Consider the following 21062-nt stretch of genomic DNA (forward strand, 5'->3'; position numbering starts at 1 on the left):
TGCTGCGAATGCTACGTCGCGGAAGATGCGCCGGCAAAAGAATGCGGCGCCGGGCTGATCGGCGTCGCGACGCCATTGTTGATCTCTAGCACTGAGAGGCCGCGATCATTGGCGCCGTCGGGCAGGAAGCGGAACACCCCGTCCGCGCCGTTGAATCCCGAGCGGTTGGTCAGAACATTATCCGAGTAACGCTGCGACCCTTGAGTGTGCGCGAGCGCCGCAGCGAGCGACACCGCATCATAACTGAGGGTGGCGATCCGCGTTGGGTCGACGCCATATTTGGCGTGGTAGCGCGTGGAGAATGCATTAAATCCGCCATTCTCCGGCGCAGAGAACCAGGCCCCTTGCAAAGCGGGAAGGCGCAGGACGCGAGCGTCGTTCCATAGGCCCGTGCCAAGAATTTGCGTTTTCTTGTTGTTGAAGCCCGCGGCGGCCAGCGTCTGCGAGACGGTCGGCATGGCGTCGGCCTGTTCGGGAATGAACAGCCCATCGATCTGATCGCCGAGCGCGGCGACTTTTTGCACGGCGGCGGCGAGGGTCTGCGGCTGATAATGTTCGATCGTCATAACGCGGATGTTGTTGCGCGCCGCCGCTTGTTGAAAGGCGGCCTCCGCGACGCGGCCGTAATCATTTTCCGGGATCAGCGCGGCCAGCGATTTCTTGCCCTTTGAGGCGGCGAAATCGATGATGCGGTCGACATAACTCTCGACCAGGAAGGAGAGCAGATAGACGCCGCGACCGGCTGTGGATGTATCCGTGGAGAAGGCTATCACAGGTTTGCCGGCGGCGCGCGCGACGCTTCCGACCTCGCGGACGTCGGGAGCGAAAAGCGGGCCAATGATGAGATCGGCCCCTTCCGATAGCGCTTCCTGCGCCGCGATGCGCGCCCCTTCGGCCGTGGAGTGATCATCCTTGACGATCAAGGTAAGGTCATTGCCGCCCGCTTCCGTCAAAGCGAGTTCGGCGGCGTTGCGCAAAGAGGCTCCAACGACGCTTGGGCCGGAGGCCTGCGTCAAAGGCAGAACGAGCGCGACGCGCACCGGGCCGGAGCCGATGTGCTCGCTTGCGTTCGGCGCCGGCGTCGCGAGTTTTTGACCCGTCCCGAACGAGTCGGTCGGCCCTCGTCCAAAGGTTCCATTCGAGGGGCCGCAAGCCGCCAGGGAAAAGGCGAGAGCGAGCGCCCCAAGCGCTTCCAAGGCGCCGCCGCGCGACAAAATTTTCATCCGGGCAACCTCCAAGCGCATGATCTGGCGCAGCAATTCATGATCTTTAAAAGGGCGCGGACTTCTCGAGGCCCCCGCATTGAAACAAACGGATAGCGTGCACGACCTTTAAGAAATTCAGGCCCTTTGGATAAGGTCATGCGTTCCGGTGACGTATCGGGACGCGATCGATTCAACTTGCGGCGATCACGCCCTAGATGGCCGAAAAACTGGCCCTAATCGTGATAGCATAAAAATTAAAATGAGGTTCAGTCACAAATTTTGGACTTATGCAATCAAAAACGCGCGGCGCATTCTTGCCGATGGGGTCGGTATGTTCTATAATCAGAACGATTGGATGTTTTAACGAACAAGCCGGCCGGCGAATTTGCACGAGCGCGGGCGGCCAACGGCGGGCGAGACCATGACCACAGGCGAACGGAACGGACCTGATCCCGAGTCGGGCGGGAACTTTGGCGTGACCGAGCTGAGCGAACAAGCCAAAACCCAAAGCGGCGCCTTTACGGCGTTCGGCCTTCGGGCTGAAGCGGAGCCGATCCGCAAAGGTCTGCATGTGGTCGCGACGCCAATCGGCAATCTCGGCGATATTTCATTTCGCGCGCTGGCGACGCTCGCCGCCGCCGATGCCGTGATCGCTGAGGACACCCGCGTCACCAAAACGCTGCTCGCCCATTATGGCATTGCGACGCCTCTTGTCGCTTATCACGAGCATAATGCGGCCGTGATGCGTCCGCATCTGCTCGCCCGCCTGGCCGAGGGGGCCGCGCTGGCTTTGGTGTCGGACGCCGGCACGCCGCTGATTTCGGATCCCGGGTTCAAGCTGGTCTCCGATGCCTTGGCGCAGAACATCGAGGTCATTTCGGTTCCGGGCGCGTCCGCCGTCCTCGCGGCTCTCGTGGTGGCGGGCTTGCCGACGGATCGTTTCTTTTTTGAAGGATTTCTGCCCCCGAAGTCGAGCGCGCGACGCCAGCGCATCGCCGAGCTTGCGCCTATTCCCGGCACATTGGTGTTTTTTGAATCGCCGCGCCGGGTCGCCGAAACCCTGGCGGATCTCTCCGCCGTGCTCGGCCCGCGCGAGGCGGCGATGGCCCGCGAACTGACGAAATATTACGAAACGGTGCGGCGAGGACAATTACCCGATCTTGCGGCGGCTGTGGCCGGCGAAGCGCCGCCCAAAGGCGAGATTGTCCTCCTCGTTGGACCGCCGGGATCGGATGCGCCGCACGAGAGCGCGGAAGAACTTGACGCCAAGCTGAACAAGGCGCTGGAGACGCTTTCGGTCAAGGACGCCGCGGCAGTGGTGTCGGCGGCGACCGGTCAACCGCGCCGGAAGGTTTACGCGCGGGCTATCGAGCTGTCCGCAGCCTTCGTCGCGCGCGAGTGAGCCTTGCTGAACTCGGTCGATCGTCGCGAGGCGCATTGGCGCGGCCTTATCGCCGAGCGGCTTGCAGAGGCGGTTTTGCGGCTCAAATTCTATTCGATTTTGGCCCGCCGCTTCCGGGTCCACGGCGGCGAAATCGATATTATTGCGCGGCGCGGCGACACTATCGCATTCGTCGAAGTGAAAGTGCGTCCCAGCCTTGATGAAGCCAGCAGCGCGATCACTCTCGCCAAACGTCGTCGCATCTCCCGCGCGGCGCGAGCGTGGATCGCCGCTCATCCGTCCACGGCAGCTTTGACATGGCGCGGCGACGCGGTCTTCGTCGCGCCGTGGCGATGGCCGCGTCATGACATTGCGGCGTTTGAGCTGAATTTTTGATAAATCGACCGCCCCGCCTCGGGGCTTCATTGGTTGGCAGCCTTTAAGGCAGCTGACATCTGGCCGTGGAAAGCGAGCGGAAATGGTTGACCCAACACGCGGAATCGATCCAAATCGGGTCAGCGATCGAAGGCGTGAGGCGAGGTGACCGCGACCGGTGATGGGAACATTTCACAATGCCGACATTGCGAAGCCGAGCGCGCTCAAAAGCAGTCCCAAAACTTCTGTAGCGGCCGGGCAGGGGATCGCGGCCGATCTGATCGCCGTCCTGACGGCGGTGACCTGCGGCGATCCCCGCGTGCTGACGATACAGGATCAGGGCGCATTGCCTTCCGGCCCCTTTGAGCTGGCGCACCGGTCGCTGCAATCGGGCCTTCGCGCATGGGTTGAGCGGCAGACCCGTCTGCCGCTTGGTTATGTCGAACAGCTCTATACGTTCGCCGATAAGGATCGCGCTGGCGCCGAGCAGCAGGTCATCTCGATCAGCTACCTCGGCCTTACGCGCGAACAGCCGGCGTCTGGGGAATATGAAGCGAGCTGGCGCAGTTGGTACGTCTATTTCCCGTGGGAGGACCATCGCCTTGGCGTCCCTGCGATGATCGAAGAAGTCCTGAAGCCGCAACTGCAGGCGTGGATCGCGGCGACAAAGGATTCCAGTCTTCGCCAGAATCGCGCTCAGCGGGCGACGATCACATTTGGCTTTGATGGCCGGCCCTGGAATGAGGAGCTTATTCTGCAGCGCTATGAGCTGCTTTATGAGGCTGGGCTTATCGCTGAGGCCGAGCGTAGTTCGGCGGGGGCCGCGCGCCACGAGGCGCCAGTCAAGGCGTCGAGCGCCGGACGGGCGATGATCCTAGACCATCGCCGCATTCTGGCGACCGGGATCGCGAGGCTGCGTGCGAAAATCAAATATCATCCCGTGGTCTTCGAACTAATGCCGGAGACATTCACTTTGTTGCAATTACAGCGGTGCGTAGAAGCTTTGGCGGGCCGGCTCGTGCATAAGCAGAATTTTCGGCGGCTGATAGAACAGCAGGAACTCGTCGAGGAAACCGGGCAAACCAGCCAGGATACAGGCGGCCGGCCGGCCAAGTTGTTTCGTTTTCGCCGCATCGTTTTCACCGAACGCGCTATCGTCGGAACCAAGCTGCCCATTTCAAAGGCTTGACAAATCTTATACTCATCCCCAGCATATGTACCAATAATGCTCAATGGGAGTATAAGGGATGGCGATGCCCGCGGAAGTAATGCGTACAAACAATCGCGGCGGCGACCATGCCCTCGCGCCGGGCCTCTACGCGCCCGAACTCTACGCCAAAGTGCGCCACGCCATTCCGGCGATCGAATGGCCTATTTATGCGCGAGACATCGACGCCATCCTGGCGCTGAAGCGCAGCCGCAACGCGGTCATTCTGGCGCATAATTATCAGACGCCTGAGATCTTCCACTGCGTGGCCGATATCGTTGGCGACAGCTTGGCGCTTGCGCGCGAAGCAATGAATGTCGACGCCGACGTCATCGTTCTCGCCGGCGTGCACTTCATGGCTGAAACCGCGAAATTGCTTAATCCCGACAAGACAGTTCTCATTCCCGATATGGGGGCCGGCTGTTCGCTTGCAGACTCGATCACCCCGGAGGATGTGCGGCGGCTGCGGCTCGCTCATCCGGGCGTTCCGATCGTCACCTATGTCAATACCTCGGCGGCGGTGAAGGCCGAGTCCGATATTTGCTGCACGTCGGGCAACGCCAAAGCCATCATTGAATCCCTCGGCGTCGAGCGAGTGATCATGCTGCCCGATGAATATCTCGCCCGCAACATCGCCGCCGAAACAGGCGTCAAGATCCTCACTTGGTCAGGCCATTGTGAGGTGCATGAGCTGTTCACCGCCGCTGAAGTGCGCGAACTGCGTGAAGATTATCCGGGCGTAGTCGTGTTGGCGCATCCAGAATGTCCGCCGGAAGTTGTGGCGGAGGCGGATTTTTCCGGCTCAACCGCTGCAATGCAGGCCTATGTTGCGAAAAACCGTCCGGCGCGCGTAGTTCTTCTGACCGAGTGTTCGATGAGCGACAATGTCGCGGTCCAATATCCGGAGCTCGAATTCGTGCGTCCGTGCAATCTCTGCCCGCATATGAAGAGGATCTCGCTCGGCAATATCAGGCGTGCGCTTGAGACGATGCAGCATGAGGTGCGCATCGATCCCGCCCTTGCGGCCCCGGCTCGCCGCGCCGTCGAGCGCATGCTCGCAGTCAAGTAAAGTCTGGAGATCGAAATGCGCGATGCGCCGGATGCATGCATCATCATCGGCGGAGGCCTCGCGGGCCTGACTGCGGCTTTGGCGCTAGCGCCGCGGCCGGTCATCCTGTTGACCAAGGCGCGCCTCGGCTTTGAAGCCTCGAGCGTGCTGGCGCAGGGCGGCGTCGCCGCAAGTCTGGGGCCGGATGATGACGCCGACTTGCATCTTGCAGATACGCTGAAAGCCGGCGATGGCCTTTGCGATGAGGCCGTAGTAAAAACAATTCTGACCGCGGCTCCGGCGGCGATCGAAGATTTGATCCGGCTTGGCGCGCCATTCGATCGCGACGCCAATGGCAATCTGCTGCTTGGCCTCGAGGCCGCACATTCGCGCCGCCGCATCGTGCATGCCGGCGGCGACAGCAGCGGCCGCGAAATCATGCGCGCCTTGATTCTACGCGCGCGCCAGACGCCCTCCATAACAGTCATCGAGGGGATTTCCGCGCGGAAACTTATCGTCGATGATAATGCAGTGACCGGCGTCCTCGCCGAGGGCGAGAACGGGCCGGTTCTCTTCGCCAGCAATCGCGTCGTGATCGCCACCGGCGGCGTCGGCGGCCTCTTCCGCTATGGCACTAATCCGGCGGGTTCCTTCGGCGAGGGGCTTGCGCTAGCGGCGAAAGCCGGCGCCTTCATGGGCGATCTCGAATTCGTGCAGTTTCATCCGACCGCGCTCGATAGCGACGCTTTTCCGCTAAAGCTCGTCAGCGAGACCGTGCGTGGCGAAGGCGCGATTCTCGTCGATGAAACCGGCGATCGGTTTATGGCCGATATTCCAGGCGCCGAGCTTGCCCCGCGCGATGTGGTCGCGCGCGCTGTTTGGCGACGAATGGCGGCGGGACATCAGGTTTTTCTCGATGCCCGCGAGGCGCTGGGGCTTGAGTTTACGCGACGCTTTCCGGCGATCACCGGTTTTTGCCATGCGGCCGGAATCGATCCGGCGACGCAGCTGATCCCGATCCGGCCGGCGGCTCACTATCACATGGGCGGCATCGCCGTCGATCTTGCCGGGCGCACATCCATCGAAGGCCTCTGGGCTTGCGGCGAGGCGGCGTGCACAGGTCTTCATGGAGCCAATCGACTGGCCAGCAACTCGCTGTTGGAGGCCGTGGTTTGCGGACGCTTTGTCGCTGAAAGCTTCGCTGCAAGCCAGCCGCCGAAGCGGGGCAAGCCGGCTTTCGATGCGACGCCGCTAGTCGCCAGCGACCCGGCACCAGTGCGTGAAATCATGTCGCGCGCTGCGGGCGTATTGCGCAATGAAGAAGGCTTGCGCGAGGCGGCCGAAGCGCTGCTTCCGCTTGCGCTCGGCGGCGCGGGTTCGAGCGATCCGGCGATTGTCGGCTTGATGATCGTGATCGCCGCCTTGCGCCGGCGCGAGAGCCGCGGCGCGCACGCGCGGACTGACTTTCCCGATGCAGCGACAAGCGCCCAAAGAAGCGTCTTGCATCTTGATGATGCGCTCCAAAGCGCTCAAGAAATCATGCCTGAAATGGCCGACTGAAGTGGACCTGCAATGACTCCTGCGCCGCTGCCGCGGATACTGATTGAACCTCTTGTGCGCGCCGCTCTGCTCGAAGATCTCGGCCGCGCCGGCGACCTCACGTCGAATGCGGTCATTCCCGCCGGCCTCAACGCGCGGACTGTTCTCGCCGCGCGTCAGCCGGGGGTGGTCGCCGGGCTCGATTTGGCGCGTCTCGCCTTCGAGCTGATCGATCCGCGGATCACTGTGCGGGTTGAGCGCGAAGATGGCGTTGAAATTAGCCCCGGCGATCACATCGCATCGATTGAAGGACCCGCGCGCGGCATTTTGACGGCCGAGCGGACGGCGCTGAATTTTCTTGGTCATTTGAGCGGCATCGCCAGCGCGACAGCGTCGATTGTTTCAGCTGTGCGGGACTATAAGGCGCAGATCGTCTGTACCCGAAAAACCATGCCGGGCCTCCGCGCAATTGAGAAATATGCCGTCCGCGCCGGCGGCGGCGGCAACCATCGGTTTGGCCTCGACGACGCTGTGCTGATCAAGGACAATCATGTCGCCATGGCGGGCGGCGTCAGAGAGGCGCTGCGCCGCGCGCGCGGGGGCGTCGGCCATCTCGTCAAAATTGAATTGGAAGTCGATACGCTGGAGCAACTGGTCGAGGCTTTGGAGGAGGGCGTCGACGCCGTCTTGCTCGATAATATGGACTCGAAGATGCTTGCGCAGGCAGTCGCTCTTGTCGCCGGCAGAGCCATAACTGAAGCTTCCGGCCGCATCACGCCGGCGACAGCCCCAGCTGTAGCCGCCTCCGGCGTCGATCTGATCTCCATCGGCTGGCTAACTCACAGCGCGGCCGTTCTGGATATCGGGCTCGATTTCGAATCGTAGTTGTTCGGCGAGGCCGCCCTCGCCGAATCGATTGGCCTTTTACTTGTCTTCGGGCGCTGCGGCTTCGTCGGAAGCAGAGCCGGCTCCATTAAAATCCTGACTGAAGGCGCTGGCTTCAGTGGGTGAAAAGGCGCTGCGCCCCTCGTAAATTTGATCGGGCTGCACGACGCCTATGCTGGGTTCCGCATAACCTGCGTCAGACGTCATCATGGGCCATTGCCCCTGATCTGCTAACGCAAAACCCGCCGTCCCGAGAATGATCGCGCCGCTAAACGCCAATCTCAAAGAAAAATGTGTCAATTTCTTTCCCCGCTTCAACAACCGAGCCCGATCCAAAGACCACTTACGATTGCCTAACCAGAAACGGCGAAAAAAGTTCCGCCAGAAGGCGTTCTTTTCCAATTAACTGGACCAACAGGCGGCGGCCATTTCAATACTCGGGCCATCATCAGGCTTTGGGCGAACGACGAAAAAACCGCCCCAGCAAATAATCCAGCGAAATGACGCCCGGACCCCGCGCGATGACGACAAGGAAGCAGGTCGCCCAGACGCCGTGGGTTGGCCAGGCGTCAGGATAGACGAAAGTCTCGATCACGAGAGTCATGCCGAGCAAGGCCAGCGCGGCGAAACGACTGGCGAGGCCGAGAACGAGCAGGACCGGGAAGAAATGCTCGGAAAAGGCGGAGATATGGGCCGCTACGGACGGGTCGATCAGGGGCAGGCGATATTCATCGCGAAAGAGGTCGACAGCGCTATCGCTCAAATGCCAACCCTCGACCTTGGTTTCTCCGGACATCCAAAAAACCGCGGCCGGGAAAATCCTCGCGCATAGCGAGATAAAGGATTGTGGAATCTTATCCAGAATCGTGATGATGGCGCTTACGGGATGGGTCCGCGCTGAATCCAAATCGCTTCGTACGCTCATAATGGAATATCTTTCTTAGGTCGGACTTGTAAATGCGATGGCGAGGCCGGCGCTAAACAGAAGGGCGAGATTGATCGCAAGATCGAAATCCGGGCTCGCGCTCTGCGCGCGCTCCGCAGCCTCGCCGAGCGGCTCGCCGGCTTTGAGGCTTTGCAGAAATGTTCCGGCTCCGGGAGGCAATCGGCGAACTTCGATGTTGCGCCAGGGCCGCACGATCAGCGCGTCTTCGCCGCTCCAATCGTCAAGCGGAGCCAGGGCGATTTCATCGACGTTCATCGCCCAAATGGTGACTGCGGGAAATGGCGAGGCAATGATTTCAAGCGAGGGGTGTAACGCGAATCGGAGATCGCCCAAGGCTTCGACAGCGACGCTCGCGAGGGCTACTTGAGACAAAGGCTCAGCGTCGGCGGCGTGATAGGCGCGCATTCGCGCGGTCTCGATGCGCGCCACATCGGCGAGATAGACAATTTCGGCTGCCGGTTCGAACGCTGCGATGAAATCCGGGAAGTCATCGCCATAGACCATCATCATCGGAGAGCGGGGCGGATGCGCCGTGGCGAAGGCGCGCGCCATCGCCTTGAAGAAATCTTCGCCGACGATGCGTTTCGTCGCCGGAAAACGCGCCTCTAGCGCGCCAATGAGACCAACCATCACATTGTTGCGATAGACGCCGAATCTTTTCTGCGGAATCTGCGCGGTGTGCGAGACGAGGCCGGACGGCAACGCCAAATCGGAGTCGAGCAGGGCGGCGGCGAATGCGCTTTCTGATGTTTGCACGACGGCTGGATCTCCCTGTGTCGCTCACGCGGTCGATTGCGTCCCGGAGGCGGCTGCGCGATCAAGATGCATTTGCGCCGCCAGGGCTTCATCGCGCAGGGTTGGCCAATCCGGCACGTCATTGTCCCATTCGATCAATGTCGGGAGCGGTCCGGCGCGGCGGATAACGCTATCGAAAAGCGCAAAAACATCCTCGATGACCGGCGATCCATGCGCGTCAATGCAGAGAGGCGCGCCCGCGTCGTCCACCGTCTCGAAGTGACCGGCGAGATGGATTTCGCCAACGCGATCCAGCGGAAATTCGGCAAGATAAGCGCGCGCGTGGGCGCCATGATTGCGCGTTGAAACGAATACGTTGTTGATGTCGAGCAGCAAGCCGCAGCCGGTTGCGCGCGCGATCTCATTTAAAAAGGCGGTCTCTGGAATGGAGCTCTCGGCAAAGCGCACGTAAGTCGCGGGATTTTCGAGCAGCATGCGGCGCCCGAGCGCGGTCTGCACCTCGTCGACGTGGGCGATGACGTTCGCCAAGGTCGTCTCCGTGTAAGGAAGCGGCAAAAGATCGTTGAAAAAAACGCCGTCGTGCGTGGACCAGGCGAGATGTTCCGAAAAGCTCTGCGGCTGATAGCGATCGCAAAGCTGCTTTAAGCGCGAGAGGTGCGCGCGATCGAGGGGCGCGATAGAGCCAATCGATAGGCCAACGCCATGTACGGACAATGCGTAATCCGCGCGGAGAGCCCGAAGCTGTGCGTGCGGCAGTCCCCCCGCGCCCATATAATTTTCGGCATGGACCTCGAAAAAGCCGAGCGGCTGATGCGCGGCCGCGATGGCCTCGAAGTGCTCCGGCTTAATGCCGACGCCGACGCTGGCTGGAAGCTTTGACGGATATGGCATAGACTTTGGCCCTCTGCCGCTTTCTTTTGAAACAGGCTTATGAGGCGGGCGCGCGAAATTTCCGCGCGCCCGCTGAGGCTGATTACATCTTGATGGGGGTCGAGGAGCCCATGCCGTTCGGCGTTTTAATCGTCGTGCATGTTCCCTTGGGGACCAAGCTCCAGTGCGCGCCGTCATAGTCGATCTTCGACGTGCCGGCGCAGGTAGTCCCAGCGCCGGCGGCGCAATCATTGTGACCCTTTAGCGCGACGCCAAAGCACTTTTCCTTAGCCGAGCCCGCGTCATCGGCGGAGGCCGGCGCAGCGATAAGCGTGAGCGCCGTGGCGAAAGCGCCCGCAAGCATCGCGGCCGAGATGTCAGTCTTGGTGACCATGATTATGTCCTCTATCCAAACAAGACCCGCAGCATAGAAGGAACAATTTCTCTTGGCATCAGGCGTTCGCATAAGTCAGCGGCACTCGCGGCTCCATACGAGCTTCCCGCAAAAGCCTCGGCACGCGATCGTAAATCGCCCCCCGTCAAAGATCAGATCAAACGGCTGACATCATAAGAGGCGCGCGGAAAACGCCACGCGCCTCGAGACCGGTTTGGCGATTAGGTCGGCGACAGCGAGCCGGCGCCCTTCGGGGTTTTGATCGTGTCGCAAGTGCCCTTGGCGACGTATTTCCAAGCATTGCCCTGATAGTCAGCCTTTGCGGTGCCGGCGCAAGAGGTGCCAGCGCCAGCCTTGCAATCATTGTGGCCCGCGAGTGAAATGCCGTAGCACTTATCTTTATCGGGCTGCGGCGCGACCGGGCCGGCGGAAGCCGGGGCTGCGAGAAGCGTGAGCGCTGTGGCGAAAGCGCCGGCAAGCGTGGCTGCGGATATCTGGGTCTTGGTGATCATGGCTATTTCCTCTATCCAAACGATATTCGCGGTGCAGCGGAGCGATCCTGTTTGGTCTCGCCCTGCGGTAGGCTTGGACGCATCCGTCCTACGCCCATTTCTTCGCGGCATTGAGGGCTGGCGTTACGCATCTTGAGTTTTTTCTTCCATAACGAAAAAGTGATGCGCCAACGCCTTTTGAGATGTAACGCCGCTGCTGCGGCTGCCGAAACGATTGAGTGGGACGCGCGTGCGCGACGGTAATCCAGAAAAGGAATGGGCTGTGCTGATGCGCGCCGGCAATGCGGGCGATGCAGATTGTTATCAGCGATTGCTGCGCGAGCTGACGCCGCCGCTTCGGTCATTTGCGGCCAGGGGGCTTGCTCGCGCCGGAATGGCGACGACCGATGCGGAGGACATCGTCCAGGAGACCCTGCTTGCGGTTCATCTCAAGCGTCAAACCTGGGATGAGAATGCTCCGCTTGCGCCTTGGCTTTTCGCGATAGCGCGCCACAAAGTCATTGATGCGCTGCGTCGCCGCGGCCGCCGGGTGGAGGTTTCGATCGATGATTTCGTGGAGGTGCTGGGCGTTGCCGATGATCAACTGACTTCAATCGTCGCCGATGTCGATCGTCACCTCGAGTGCCTGCCGAGCGGACAGCGCAATGTCGTTAGATTCATTGCAGTCGAAGGCGCTTCGATTGATCAAGCCGCCGCCCTTCTTTCGATGAGCAACGGGGCAGTCCGCGTGGCTCTGCATCGTGGGCTTGCGACGCTCGCCGCCAAATTCCGGAGCACCGACTCGTGAAGACCGCTGACCTCATTCGCGCCCTTTCCGCCGACAAGGTTGTTTCGCCTTCGCCCCGGCGCGCCCTGGCGCTCGCTTTGACGCCGGGCGTTGCAATCGCGCTTTGCTTTTATTTTGGGATTGTGGGCCTCAGGCCGCATTTCCTGACGCTGCTCGGCGAGCCGAGGTTGCTTTTCAAGGTTTGCCTGACGGCGTTGTTCGTCGCGCTCTCCGCAATGCTCGTCTTGCGCGTCGCGCGCCCTGGGGCCGACGCGCAAAGCCCCGCTCGTCTTATGGCGATCGCACCCGCTTTGCTGGCGATTGCCGTCGTGGCCGAACTTTTTGCCGTTCCCGCTGCGCACTGGAGCCATCAGATGATCGGAAGTAATTCGATGTTCTGCATGAAGACCATACCTTTCCTGGCCTTGGCTCCGCTTGTCGGCATTCTGATCGCCTTGCGCAATGGCGCTCCAGAACGTCCCGCGCTGGCTGGCGCGGTCGCTGGACTTTTCGCCGGCGCGATCGGCGCGCTGCTTTATGCGACGCATTGCCCTGATGATTCGCCGCTGTTCGTCGCGGTGTGGTATTCCTTGGCCATCGCCATCGTCACTGCGATTGGCGCAGCAGTAGGGTCGCGGCTGTTGCGGTGGTGATGGCCTCAAAGCTCATGCTTTATTGACGTGTTCGCGCCTTGCTTTCTATTTCAAGCAAGGCGCGTTTGCGATGGACGCCTCCGCCGTAGCCGGAGAGAGCGCCGTTATGCCCAATCACGCGATGGCACGGTATCGCAATCGCTATCGGGTTGGCGGCGCATGCGTTAGCGACGGCGCGGACAGATTTTGGCGATCCGATCCGCTTGGCGATTTCGGTATAGCTCGCCGTTTTGCCCGCCGGGATCGCTCGCACCGCCTCCCAAACGCGCTGCTGGAACGCCGTGCCGCGCACATCAAGCGGAAGATCGACACCAACTGCAGGCGTCTCCGCAAGGCCGACTACCTTCGCGAACAAATCCTCGAAATCCCCATCAGCGGCGGCCAGTTTGGCTCGCGGAAAATAGTCGCCAAGTTCGCGAATAAGCTCCTCCTTGGCGTCGCCGACAAGAATTGCGCAGACGCCGCGCTCGCTGCGCGCGACCAGGATTGAACCGAGGGAGCATTCGCCGACGGCAAAGCGGATGTCCTCATTGGCGCCGCCGGCGCGACAGGAGGTGGGTTTCATGCCAAGAACCGCGTTGGGGGTCGCGTAAAATTTTCGGTCGAGCGCTGCGCACTGAGCATGGCGTTGACCTTCGTTAGCTCATGTCCAATTTACATCCCGCCAATGCGACGGAGCCCAAGGCGTCCCGCACTCCGGCTCTCGCGCTTTCAAATCAAGAATATTGGCGGCTGCAGAGATCGAATATATCATATGGCCCGGCGAGACCCCGAATGCGGGAGGTTCGAAGCGCCATGCCCCATCTGGACCGGGTCCTCGAAACGGCGCTTTATGTCGACGATCTTGATCGTGCGGCCGAATTTTACGCCAATGTTCTTGAACTTCGGCAGCTATATCGGGACGATCGGCTGCAGGCTTTCTCGGTCGGCGGCCAGAGCGTGCTGCTCCTGTTTCGGCGCGGCGCGTCGCTTGAAACGACCCGCCTGCCGGGCGGGACGATTCCACCTCATGATGGCTGCGGTCCGTTGCACATCGCCTTCGCTATGGCGGCCAAGGATCTGCCAGCCTGGGAGGCAAAACTGCGTCAGCGCGAAATCGCGATTGAAGGCTGCACTGAATGGCCGCGCGGCGGCCACAGCATCTATTTTCGCGATCCGGATGGGCACCTCGTGGAGCTCGCCACGCCCGGTTTGTGGGAGATTTATTGATCTGCGACGCGCCGCAAGCCGGGCGCCCGAACAAGCGCCTCCGCGCACCCCGGCGACGCCAAGCGCTGAGGTCACGCTCTGCTGTTTAGCGCATGACGATCAAATATTTTACGACGTCTTCGAGGTCGCGGATGTCTTCCTCGATCCGATGATCGCCGCGGCTTTCTGATCCGTGGAAGATGCCGTCGAGATGCAAGCCGATCAGCCGCGCCATTTTCGGTGCGTCGACAGGGCGAAACGCCCCCATTCGGATGCCGCGCCGCAGCGCGTCCTCGAGCAGCTCTCTTTCACGGCGATAGAAACCCGACACCAATTCATCCACCTCCGGCTTCCGCATGCCGAAGGCCGCGTAATCGGCCATCACCTTCACCATGCGGGCGATTACGGGCGTCAGCGTCGTGTGCGCATCGAGCCAAGCCATGATGACGGAGAGAGGATCTTCGAGTTCGCGTTGGCGCTCCTCGAAGGCCGCGACCAACTGATCGATCGCATATTCGAGCGCGCACCTGAAGAGATGATCTTTCGAATCGAAGTAGTGATAGATCAAGCCGACGTTTATTCCACACTGGACCGCGATCTCGCGAACGGTGACGATGCTATAGTGGCGCTTCGTGAACAATTGAAGCGCCTCGTCCAGGATCAGTTCGCGCCGCTTGGCGGGATTGAGGCGTTGTCGCAGCGCCTTCGCAATCATGCCTTGACCTTTCCGCTATTCGCGCCGGGACCGCGTTCGTGTCCGCCGCATATAATCGAGATGCCTTTCCGCGCGCGAGGCTCATGATATTCTGCGCAAAAACCGGGCATCATCTCTCATTATCCAAGTAGTTTTGGCTCCAGGCCTGCATTGTCCGAATGCTTTTGCGCATATTTTGGATTTCCCTGGAAAACCGATTGCGAAGCTTATTAAGCTAGCGTTTAATAAGGGCGTCGTCTGGAGAAATTTTTAACCAATCGTGTTTCGAACGCTCTCTCTCACGCAGTTCCCGGCGTCTCCGCGATTTCGCGACGAACGCCAGATGACGCGCCGCTTCCCTCTTTCGAGGCCGCCCGCCAAAGCTGCCTGCGCCGATGATTGCGCAGGGCCGGGCGGAATGCTGACTAAGCACCAAAGGATAGATCGATGACCGCCAAACGCTTCCACCTTGCGTGGTTTATGAACTTCACGCCGGACGAATGGCGCGAGCCATTCGGCAATGGCGGGCTGCCGTGGGATGGGCAGTTTTATATAGAAATGGCGCGCACCCTCGAACGCGCCTGCTTCGATTACATCATGATCGAGGACAAACTGATGGTTCCCGAAACTTTTGGCGGATCTTCGGAAGCCGCGTTGAAGAACGCGATGATGGCGCCAAAACACGATCCGGCGCCGCTCGCCACGGCGATGGGCATGGCGACGTCCCGCCTCGGCGTGGTGGCGACGATGTCGACGCTCGCCTATCCGCCGTTTCTTCTCGCGCGTTTATCTTCGACCATCGACAGCCTGACGCGCGGACGCTTCGGCTGGAATATCGTCACCAGCGCCGAGGATCTTTCGGCGCAGAATTTTGGTCTCGATAAGTTGCCCGCAAGGGAATTACGCTATGAAATGGCCGACGAATATATGGAGGTCGTCAAAAAACTTTTCGACTCATGGGACTCTGACGCCGTAGTTTTCGACCGCGAACGCGGCGTCTACGCCGACCATACCAAGGTCCGCACCATCAATCACAACGGCAAGTTCTTCAAATGCCGCGGCCCGCTTAACACAGTCCCATCGCCGCAGGGACGCCCCGTCTTTGTGCAGGCCGGCGCATCTCCAAGAGGGCGAGACTTCGCCGCGCGCAACGCCGATTCGATCATCTCCGTCGCCAACGGCGTCGCAAGCATGAAGGCGTTTCGCGAGGACATCCGGGCTCGCGCCATAGCGGCGGGCCGCGATCCCGACGACATCAAGATTTTGTTCTGCATTACGCCGACGCTTGGCGAGACCGAGCAGGACGCATATGACAAACATCAGCGCATGCTGACGTCTACCCATTTCATCAACGATGTTCTGGCCTCGATCTCAGCCATCACCGAAATCGACTTCGCGCAGTTCGATCTCGACGCTCCGCTGCCGAAAAAACTGGTCACCAATGGCGAGCAGGGCACGCTCGACAAGTTTCAGGAATGGGGCAGCGGCAAGACTTTGCGCGAACTGGTCGTGGGAGGCGCGGGCGGCCTCGTCTCGTCGGTGGAGCTGATAGGCACGCCAGATCAGGTCGCCGATCGCATGGGGGAGATAATGGAGGAGGTCGGCGGCGATGGTTTCCTGATCACCACCCCAGTCCTGCGCGTCAGCCGCCGCTACATCGTCGAGATTGCGGACGGTCTGGTTCCCGCCCTTCAGCGCCGGGGGCTCGCTCGTACCGCTTACGCTCACGAAACATTGCGGGACAATCTCCGGGATTTCTGATCTCGATAATCGCACGCGCCCGCGCCGCGAGTCCGTTCGCGGCAGGGCAGGTTCGCAATTCGGCAAGCCCGACTCCACATTGAAATGGAGGAGACCATGGACAAGGACGCAACCATGCGCGTTCACCCTGTCGGGGAAGTAGAGGCTCCGGCCGCCGCATCGCCAGTGACGCAGCAGCGTTATCGGAATGCAATGGCGCTTGTCGGGGCGGCCGTCCATCTGGTCACGACCGATGGTCCCGGCGGGCTTGCGGGCTTCACCGCCTCGGCGGTCTGTAGCGTTACCGATGCGCCGCCGACGCTCCTTGTTTGCGTCAATCGCAATAGTTCGGTCAGCGAGGCCTTTGGGCGGAATGGAGTATTATGCGTTAATACGCTGACCTCCGCCCACGAAGAGCTTTCGACCCTATTTGGCGGCAAGACTCCGGTCGAGGAACGCTTTGCCGCGAGCGATTGGACCAGAGCGGCGACGGGCGCTCCCATCCTTATCGGCGCGGTCGCATCTTTCGATTGCCGGATCGAATCCAAGGTCGATGTCGGAACTCACACCGTACTATTTTGTCGCGTCATTGGGATCGAAGAGGGCTCCACACGCGACGGCCTGATCTATTTTGGCCGGCGCTATCATGCAATCGCGCACGGATAGCGCCGCGATTAAATCCAGCAACGCCCGCGCCGATAGGGCGCGGGCCGCATTATGGGCCGTTCTCGCGACCCGCCGGATTCGCGTGGCTGCAAGATCGAAGTTTTATGAGCAAACCACCTTGCCGCATTTGCGGACGTTGACGACTTTGGCCTGCAAATCGGCATAGCCGACCGCTCCGACTACGACGTCATCGCCGATCACATAGCTCGGCGTGCCGTTAATCAGCAGATCTTTGGCCAGTTCCGTGGATTGCGCGACGGCGGCGGTAACCGGCGGCTGTGCGGCGTCCTTCGCCAATTTGTCCATATCCGCGCCGAGATCTTTCGCGACGGCGAGCGCTTCGGCCTTCCCTACGGCCCCGCGGGAGCCGCCAAGAAGCCTTTGGTGAAACTCCCAGAATTTTGCGCCTTTGAACTGATTGCTCGCCGCATTGGCGATTTTTGCAGCGTCGACGGAGCCTGGAGCCAGAATCGGAAGGTCGCGCAGAACCACCCGCAGATCGGGGTTATCCTTCATCAATCGCGCAAGATCGCCCAAGGCGCGTTTGCAATAGCCGCAATTATAATCAAAGAACTCGATCAAGGTGATCGCGCCGTTTGGATTGCCGATGACGGCTTGGTTGCTGGTGTCAAACAGCGGGCTCGACGGATCGCTGACGATCTCCTGACGAGCTTTGGTTTCAGCCAGTTTCTCGCGCGCATCGAGCGCAGTCGCGACGTCGCGTAAAATCTCCGGATTTTCCACCAGATAGTTCTTGATGATCGTCTCAATTTCGGTCTTCTGCGTCGCGGAAAATTCATCCGCGCGGAGGGGCGAGAAGGCGAAAATGGCGGACGCGGCCAGCACGAGACTGGCGTGACGTGCGAAAAGCGCTAGGCTTCGCTTAAACATAGATCTGAACTCCTCGATCGTGGCCCGCATCATAAAATATTGCCGCTCTTTTAGAAACTTGAGGGAGTTTGCCGCATGATTGACAAAGGCGAAAGCGCAGATGGCATTGATATGGCCGCCAAGCAAGCCCCCAGCTTACGGCACCGCGGCTAATGACGGAAGCCGCGCCGCGTGCATCGAATTCATCATTATCTCGTGTTCCGATCTCTCGGAGATCGAATATCGCCCCTTTCATGGCTATGGACGTTCTGTCGCGGGCGCGCCAGCTTGAGCTCGAGGGGCGGCATATTATCCATCTGGAGCTGGGCGAACCTGGATCGCCGCCGCCGCCCGCCGTACGCAAGGCGGCGATCGCCGCGCTGGACGGAGGCAGGATCGGCTATACTGAAGCTCTGGGCCGGCCAAGCCTTCGCGCCCGAATTGCGCGGTTATCGCGATGCTTATGGCGTAGACGTCGCGCCCGAACGAATAGCGGTGACGACGGGATCGTCCGGCGGCTTCATGCTCGCTTTCCTCGCCTTGTTCGATGTCGGCGCGCGGGTCGCGATCGCTGCGCCGGGCTTTCCGGCCTACCGCAACAGCCTCGAGGCGCTTGGCGTCGAGACGGTCACGATCGAGACCAACGAAGACAGCCGCTTCGTCGTCACGGCGGCGATGATCGAAGCCGTCCACGCCAGGGCGAAACTCGACGGCGTTTTACTGATGAGCCCGGCCAATCCAACCGGAACCATGTATGGGGCGGCAGCTCTTCGCGACGTCTGCACTACATGCGACCGGCTTGGGATTACTTTCATTTCGGATGAGGTCTATCACGGCCTGACTTACGCCGAACCGGCGCGAACCGCGCTGCAGTTTTCTCCCAACGTCATCGTCGCCAGCTCCTTTTCAAAATATTTTTGCATGACGGGCTGGCGGGTCGGCTGGCTTGTGCTGCCGAACCATCTGATTCGCCCAGTCGAACGCTTGCAGCAAAGTTTGGCGATTTCCGTACCGCTGCTGAGCCAACTCGGGGCCGAGGCTGTTTTTGACGAGGAAGAAGAACTGCAAGTCGTGCTTGCAGGCTACGCGCGCAACCGGGCCATTCTTCTCGAGGAATTGCCGGGCATGGGGCTTGGCCGTTTCCCTCCGGTGGACGGCGCCTTTTACGTCTATCTCGATGTGTCTCGATTGACCGATAGCGCATCGGCCTTTTGCGCAAAAATGCTCGATGAAATCGGCGTCGCGGCGACGCCGGGTCTCGACTTTGATCGAATAAGGGGCGACTGCGCCGTACGGCTCTCGTTTGCCGGGGCAGAGCGCGACATCGTCGAGGCTATGCGGCGGATGAAATCTTGGTTGCGGTAAAACCGCAGGGTCCATGGGCATCGATACGGCCTGATCCCAAATGACATGCCGCAGCCTTTACATATACCGTGAATCCACACCATCCTTTATCCGTGCGAAAGCCGATAACCACCCGTCATTGCTGAACGCCAAAAGGAAAGGTAGCAAAATGAGACAGTATGCTGCGCTTCTTCTGTGCTCACAGCTGGCGGCGGCGCCTGCATTCGCGCAGGCCCTTCCGCATTATAATATTAAGGAGATCTGCGATGCGGCCAAAGCCAATCCAATTGGTCCTGCGCAAAAAGCCTATGAAGAGTGCATGTTAGACGAGACAAATTCTCAGAAAGTGCTCGAGCAACAATGGAATGGCTATTCCGCCAGCTCGCGGGCAATTTGCGTGCCCATCGAATCCTCGCCATCGATAACTAGCTTTACCTCCATCTTGACCTGCCTGCAGGAAGAGAATTCGAAGGTCAATTAGCCTTATTCGTCGTTCTCGTCACTTTCTTGACCAGCGGAAGCATAGCCGCGCGGTTGCCGTTCCGTCTCACGCGCATCAAGCTCCCGTTCCTCGACTTGGTCTGAACTTGGCTCTGCAACTGCCGCTGATAGCGCGCTCGACCTTCTTGCGCGACCCTCTCCAATTTTTCTCCGTTGAATTATTTCAGGGACTACCCACATGGACCTTCACAGCGATTGCCCGACCGACATTTCGACAGCTGCGATGCAGCGGCATCGTAGTTTGTTGAACCCCCTCCGGGCCTGAATTCTCTTCAGCATCAGACAAAGGCTAACTGCGGCTTCAAAACCGCGGAGGGCGACGGTCGCGCAAACTCAACTCGGAGTTATAGCCATGAGAATCAGCACATTGTCATTCGCGGCGGCAATCATCATCGGCGCGTCCTTTGGAATTGCCGAAGCAGGACAGACTCAATCTGAGCACTCAGTTTTAAGCGGCTGGGCGCAGAATAATGTCAGGGAGGGCCGTTCAGTCGGCGTGATAGGGCAGGGCAGTCTGTACGAAATGGATAGGCCCCAGTCTTATGTCGCCGGAACGCACTCGTCGGCGCGTGGGCCTTTCGAGATTTATTGATCTAAAAGCGACGCCGACTGCGCTGCGCAAGTTTGAAAAGGGGCGGGAGCAATTCCGCCCTTTCGTATACGACGGGCGCAAGGAGGCCGTCGCGAGGCTAGGCAGTAGTGACGAATTACCTGAGCATGATAGCAATAGCGGCGAGCAATACGAAGCCTCGGTAGTTTGCGAGGAGCTTGTCGTATCGGGTTGCGACGCGCCGGAACTGCTTCATTTATTGAAGAAACGCTCGACGAGATTGCGCTCCTTGTAGAGCGCCTTGTCGTAGGGGAGCGGCGCGCGGCGATTGGATTTTGATGGGATCACCGGCTCAGCCTCACGCATAAGAACAGCCTTGCGCAAGTGATTGGCGTCATAACCTTTATCGGCGATGATCGCATCGGCCGCAAAGCCTTCGATCAGGGCGTGCGCTTTTGTGATGTCGTTGCGCTGCCCAGGTCCGAGAAGGAGCCGAACGGGGTTGCCGAGTGCGTCTGTCGCGGCGTGGATTTTGGTGCTCAAACCACCGCGAGAGCGGCCCAGGCCTTGGGCATCCGCCCCCCTTTGGCGATCCTTGCGCCGGCCGCGTGCTGATGGGCGCGCACGATTGTTGAGTCGATCATCAGCCATTCGAGATCGGCCTCGGCGGTGAATGCCTCAAGAAATCCGTCCAAGGCGCCGCGCTCGATCCAGCGATAGTAGCGGCGTTTCACCGCCTGATGGTCGCCGAAGCGTTCGGGCAGATCGCGCCAGCGGCCGCCCGAGCGGGCCATCCATAACAGCGCGTCGACGAAGCGTCGATTGTCGCAGCGCGGCCCGCGCTGGCCGGCTCTTCCGCCTGGCACAAGATCACAAAGCCGCTCCCATTGATCGTCTCGCAGCGCATCGACATCCCGAATCATCAAGGCTGATCTCCAAAAATCAGCCTTGAATCATGGAAAGATCCTCGCG

At 60.3% G+C, this 21062-nt stretch carries 23 protein-coding genes and 2 pseudogenes; 14 read left to right on the plus strand and 11 right to left on the minus strand.

Annotated features, from left to right (window positions below; all coding sequences use genetic code 11):
• Nucleotides 1-11: 11 nt before the first annotated feature.
• The gene (locus WDN46_13640) at nucleotides 12-1223 is read right to left on the minus strand and encodes a penicillin-binding protein activator (protein MEJ0094434.1); all 1212 of its coding nucleotides are present in this window, start codon (nucleotides 1221-1223) and stop codon (nucleotides 12-14) included.
• 403 nt (nucleotides 1224-1626) lie between these two features.
• On the opposite strand from WDN46_13640, the gene rsmI reads away from it, so the two are divergent.
• The 6 genes from rsmI (at nucleotide 1627) to nadC (ending at nucleotide 7640) form a co-directional block, all read left to right on the plus strand.
• Nucleotides 1627-2607: a 16S rRNA (cytidine(1402)-2'-O)-methyltransferase gene (rsmI, locus tag WDN46_13645; GenBank protein MEJ0094435.1), complete on the plus strand. Its 981-nt coding sequence runs from the start codon at nucleotides 1627-1629 to the stop codon at nucleotides 2605-2607.
• Nucleotides 2608-2610: 3 nt separating this feature from the next.
• Nucleotides 2611-2982, plus strand: a complete 372-nt coding sequence (locus WDN46_13650) for a YraN family protein (protein MEJ0094436.1) — start codon at nucleotides 2611-2613, stop codon at nucleotides 2980-2982.
• 160 nt (nucleotides 2983-3142) lie between these two features.
• Nucleotides 3143-4150 carry a hypothetical protein gene (locus WDN46_13655; GenBank protein MEJ0094437.1) on the plus strand — a complete coding sequence of 336 codons (1008 nt, stop codon included), beginning with the start codon at nucleotides 3143-3145 and terminating at the stop codon, nucleotides 4148-4150.
• Between the two features lie 79 nt (nucleotides 4151-4229).
• Nucleotides 4230-5237, plus strand: coding sequence for a quinolinate synthase NadA (gene nadA, locus WDN46_13660; GenBank protein MEJ0094438.1), 1008 nt, complete (start codon nucleotides 4230-4232; stop codon nucleotides 5235-5237).
• Nucleotides 5238-5252: 15 nt separating this feature from the next.
• Nucleotides 5253-6776: an L-aspartate oxidase gene (locus WDN46_13665; protein ID MEJ0094439.1), complete on the plus strand. Its 1524-nt coding sequence runs from the start codon at nucleotides 5253-5255 to the stop codon at nucleotides 6774-6776.
• 12 nt (nucleotides 6777-6788) lie between these two features.
• On the plus strand, nucleotides 6789-7640 hold the full coding sequence (nadC, locus tag WDN46_13670) for a carboxylating nicotinate-nucleotide diphosphorylase (GenBank protein MEJ0094440.1): 852 nt from the start codon (nucleotides 6789-6791) through the stop codon (nucleotides 7638-7640).
• Between the two features lie 39 nt (nucleotides 7641-7679).
• Here the strand turns inward: nadC and WDN46_13675 are convergent, their stop codons facing one another.
• From WDN46_13675 to WDN46_13700, 6 genes are all read right to left on the minus strand, one after another.
• Entirely contained in the window at nucleotides 7680-8042 is a 363-nt protein-coding gene (locus WDN46_13675) for a hypothetical protein (protein MEJ0094441.1), read from the minus strand.
• 46 nt (nucleotides 8043-8088) lie between these two features.
• Entirely contained in the window at nucleotides 8089-8565 is a 477-nt protein-coding gene (locus tag WDN46_13680; GenBank protein MEJ0094442.1) for a DoxX family protein, read from the minus strand.
• Nucleotides 8566-8580: 15 nt separating this feature from the next.
• Nucleotides 8581-9342, minus strand: a complete 762-nt coding sequence (locus WDN46_13685; protein MEJ0094443.1) for a DNA-binding domain-containing protein — start codon at nucleotides 9340-9342, stop codon at nucleotides 8581-8583.
• Nucleotides 9343-9366: 24 nt separating this feature from the next.
• Complete coding sequence (locus WDN46_13690) at nucleotides 9367-10233, minus strand: DUF692 domain-containing protein (protein ID MEJ0094444.1); 867 nt, start codon at nucleotides 10231-10233, stop codon at nucleotides 9367-9369.
• Between the two features lie 82 nt (nucleotides 10234-10315).
• The gene (locus tag WDN46_13695; GenBank protein MEJ0094445.1) at nucleotides 10316-10606 is read right to left on the minus strand and encodes a DUF2282 domain-containing protein; all 291 of its coding nucleotides are present in this window, start codon (nucleotides 10604-10606) and stop codon (nucleotides 10316-10318) included.
• A 221-nt stretch (nucleotides 10607-10827) separates the two neighbouring features.
• Nucleotides 10828-11118, minus strand: coding sequence for a DUF2282 domain-containing protein (locus WDN46_13700; protein ID MEJ0094446.1), 291 nt, complete (start codon nucleotides 11116-11118; stop codon nucleotides 10828-10830).
• 214 nt (nucleotides 11119-11332) lie between these two features.
• On the opposite strand from WDN46_13700, the gene WDN46_13705 reads away from it, so the two are divergent.
• Nucleotides 11333-11905: a sigma-70 family RNA polymerase sigma factor gene (locus WDN46_13705; protein ID MEJ0094447.1), complete on the plus strand. Its 573-nt coding sequence runs from the start codon at nucleotides 11333-11335 to the stop codon at nucleotides 11903-11905.
• Nucleotides 11902-12537 carry an NrsF family protein gene (locus tag WDN46_13710; protein ID MEJ0094448.1) on the plus strand — a complete coding sequence of 212 codons (636 nt, stop codon included), beginning with the start codon at nucleotides 11902-11904 and terminating at the stop codon, nucleotides 12535-12537. Before WDN46_13705 ends, WDN46_13710 begins: the two co-directional genes overlap by 4 nt.
• A 19-nt stretch (nucleotides 12538-12556) precedes the next feature.
• Here WDN46_13710 and WDN46_13715 read toward each other — a convergent pair whose 3' ends face one another.
• Entirely contained in the window at nucleotides 12557-13102 is a 546-nt protein-coding gene (locus WDN46_13715; GenBank protein ID MEJ0094449.1) for a methylated-DNA--[protein]-cysteine S-methyltransferase, read from the minus strand.
• A gap of 230 nt (nucleotides 13103-13332) precedes the next feature.
• Between WDN46_13715 and WDN46_13720 the strand changes: the two genes are divergently transcribed.
• On the plus strand, nucleotides 13333-13746 hold the full coding sequence (locus WDN46_13720; protein MEJ0094450.1) for a VOC family protein: 414 nt from the start codon (nucleotides 13333-13335) through the stop codon (nucleotides 13744-13746).
• Nucleotides 13747-13831: 85 nt separating this feature from the next.
• On the opposite strand, the gene WDN46_13725 is transcribed toward WDN46_13720, so the two are convergent.
• Entirely contained in the window at nucleotides 13832-14440 is a 609-nt protein-coding gene (locus WDN46_13725) for a TetR/AcrR family transcriptional regulator (GenBank protein ID MEJ0094451.1), read from the minus strand.
• A 426-nt stretch (nucleotides 14441-14866) separates the two neighbouring features.
• Here WDN46_13725 and WDN46_13730 point away from each other — a divergent pair, with 426 nt between their 5' ends.
• A complete protein-coding gene (locus tag WDN46_13730; GenBank protein MEJ0094452.1) occupies nucleotides 14867-16180 on the plus strand; it encodes an NtaA/DmoA family FMN-dependent monooxygenase in 1314 nt (437 codons plus the stop codon).
• A 96-nt stretch (nucleotides 16181-16276) separates the two neighbouring features.
• Nucleotides 16277-16825 carry a flavin reductase gene (locus WDN46_13735; protein MEJ0094453.1) on the plus strand — a complete coding sequence of 183 codons (549 nt, stop codon included), beginning with the start codon at nucleotides 16277-16279 and terminating at the stop codon, nucleotides 16823-16825.
• Between the two features lie 102 nt (nucleotides 16826-16927).
• Here the strand turns inward: WDN46_13735 and WDN46_13740 are convergent, their stop codons facing one another.
• A complete protein-coding gene (locus WDN46_13740; protein ID MEJ0094454.1) occupies nucleotides 16928-17716 on the minus strand; it encodes a DsbA family protein in 789 nt (262 codons plus the stop codon).
• A gap of 152 nt (nucleotides 17717-17868) precedes the next feature.
• Between WDN46_13740 and WDN46_13745 the strand changes: the two are divergent.
• The 3 genes and pseudogenes from WDN46_13745 to WDN46_13755 all read left to right on the plus strand — a co-directional run bounded on the left by WDN46_13745 (nucleotide 17869) and on the right by WDN46_13755 (nucleotide 20132).
• Nucleotides 17869-19060, plus strand: a pseudogene (locus WDN46_13745) (aminotransferase class I/II-fold pyridoxal phosphate-dependent enzyme).
• A 118-nt stretch (nucleotides 19061-19178) separates the two neighbouring features.
• Complete coding sequence (locus WDN46_13750; GenBank protein ID MEJ0094455.1) at nucleotides 19179-19520, plus strand: hypothetical protein; 342 nt, start codon at nucleotides 19179-19181, stop codon at nucleotides 19518-19520.
• A 372-nt stretch (nucleotides 19521-19892) separates the two neighbouring features.
• Nucleotides 19893-20132, plus strand: coding sequence for a hypothetical protein (locus WDN46_13755; GenBank protein ID MEJ0094456.1), 240 nt, complete (start codon nucleotides 19893-19895; stop codon nucleotides 20130-20132).
• 115 nt (nucleotides 20133-20247) lie between these two features.
• Here the strand turns inward: WDN46_13755 and WDN46_13760 are convergent.
• Nucleotides 20248-21013: pseudogene (locus tag WDN46_13760) on the minus strand (IS5 family transposase).
• Between the last annotated feature and the right edge of the window lie 49 nt (nucleotides 21014-21062).

This window comes from Methylocella sp. (assembly GCA_037200525.1).
Taxonomy (GTDB): domain Bacteria; phylum Pseudomonadota; class Alphaproteobacteria; order Rhizobiales; family Beijerinckiaceae; genus Methylocapsa.

What these genes read in the sequence shown, in the direction of transcription:
- WDN46_13640 (MEJ0094434.1), bottom strand. Translation starts at nt 1,223, where the DNA reads ATGAAAATTTTGTCGCGCGGCGGCGCCTTGGAAGCGCTTGGGGCGCTC.
- rsmI (MEJ0094435.1), top strand. Translation starts at nt 1,627, where the DNA reads ATGACCACAGGCGAACGGAACGGACCTGATCCCGAGTCGGGCGGGAAC.
- WDN46_13655 (MEJ0094437.1), top strand. Translation starts at nt 3,143, where the DNA reads ATGGGAACATTTCACAATGCCGACATTGCGAAGCCGAGCGCGCTCAAA.
- nadA (MEJ0094438.1), top strand. Translation starts at nt 4,230, where the DNA reads ATGCGTACAAACAATCGCGGCGGCGACCATGCCCTCGCGCCGGGCCTC.
- WDN46_13665 (MEJ0094439.1), top strand. Translation starts at nt 5,253, where the DNA reads ATGCGCGATGCGCCGGATGCATGCATCATCATCGGCGGAGGCCTCGCG.
- nadC (MEJ0094440.1), top strand. Translation starts at nt 6,789, where the DNA reads ATGACTCCTGCGCCGCTGCCGCGGATACTGATTGAACCTCTTGTGCGC.
- WDN46_13680 (MEJ0094442.1), bottom strand. Translation starts at nt 8,565, where the DNA reads ATGAGCGTACGAAGCGATTTGGATTCAGCGCGGACCCATCCCGTAAGC.
- WDN46_13690 (MEJ0094444.1), bottom strand. Translation starts at nt 10,233, where the DNA reads ATGCCATATCCGTCAAAGCTTCCAGCCAGCGTCGGCGTCGGCATTAAG.
- WDN46_13695 (MEJ0094445.1), bottom strand. Translation starts at nt 10,606, where the DNA reads ATGGTCACCAAGACTGACATCTCGGCCGCGATGCTTGCGGGCGCTTTC.
- WDN46_13700 (MEJ0094446.1), bottom strand. Translation starts at nt 11,118, where the DNA reads ATGATCACCAAGACCCAGATATCCGCAGCCACGCTTGCCGGCGCTTTC.
- WDN46_13715 (MEJ0094449.1), bottom strand. Translation starts at nt 13,102, where the DNA reads ATGAAACCCACCTCCTGTCGCGCCGGCGGCGCCAATGAGGACATCCGC.
- WDN46_13720 (MEJ0094450.1), top strand. Translation starts at nt 13,333, where the DNA reads ATGCCCCATCTGGACCGGGTCCTCGAAACGGCGCTTTATGTCGACGAT.
- WDN46_13725 (MEJ0094451.1), bottom strand. Translation starts at nt 14,440, where the DNA reads ATGATTGCGAAGGCGCTGCGACAACGCCTCAATCCCGCCAAGCGGCGC.
- WDN46_13730 (MEJ0094452.1), top strand. Translation starts at nt 14,867, where the DNA reads ATGACCGCCAAACGCTTCCACCTTGCGTGGTTTATGAACTTCACGCCG.
- WDN46_13735 (MEJ0094453.1), top strand. Translation starts at nt 16,277, where the DNA reads ATGGACAAGGACGCAACCATGCGCGTTCACCCTGTCGGGGAAGTAGAG.
- WDN46_13740 (MEJ0094454.1), bottom strand. Translation starts at nt 17,716, where the DNA reads ATGTTTAAGCGAAGCCTAGCGCTTTTCGCACGTCACGCCAGTCTCGTG.
- WDN46_13755 (MEJ0094456.1), top strand. Translation starts at nt 19,893, where the DNA reads ATGAGAATCAGCACATTGTCATTCGCGGCGGCAATCATCATCGGCGCG.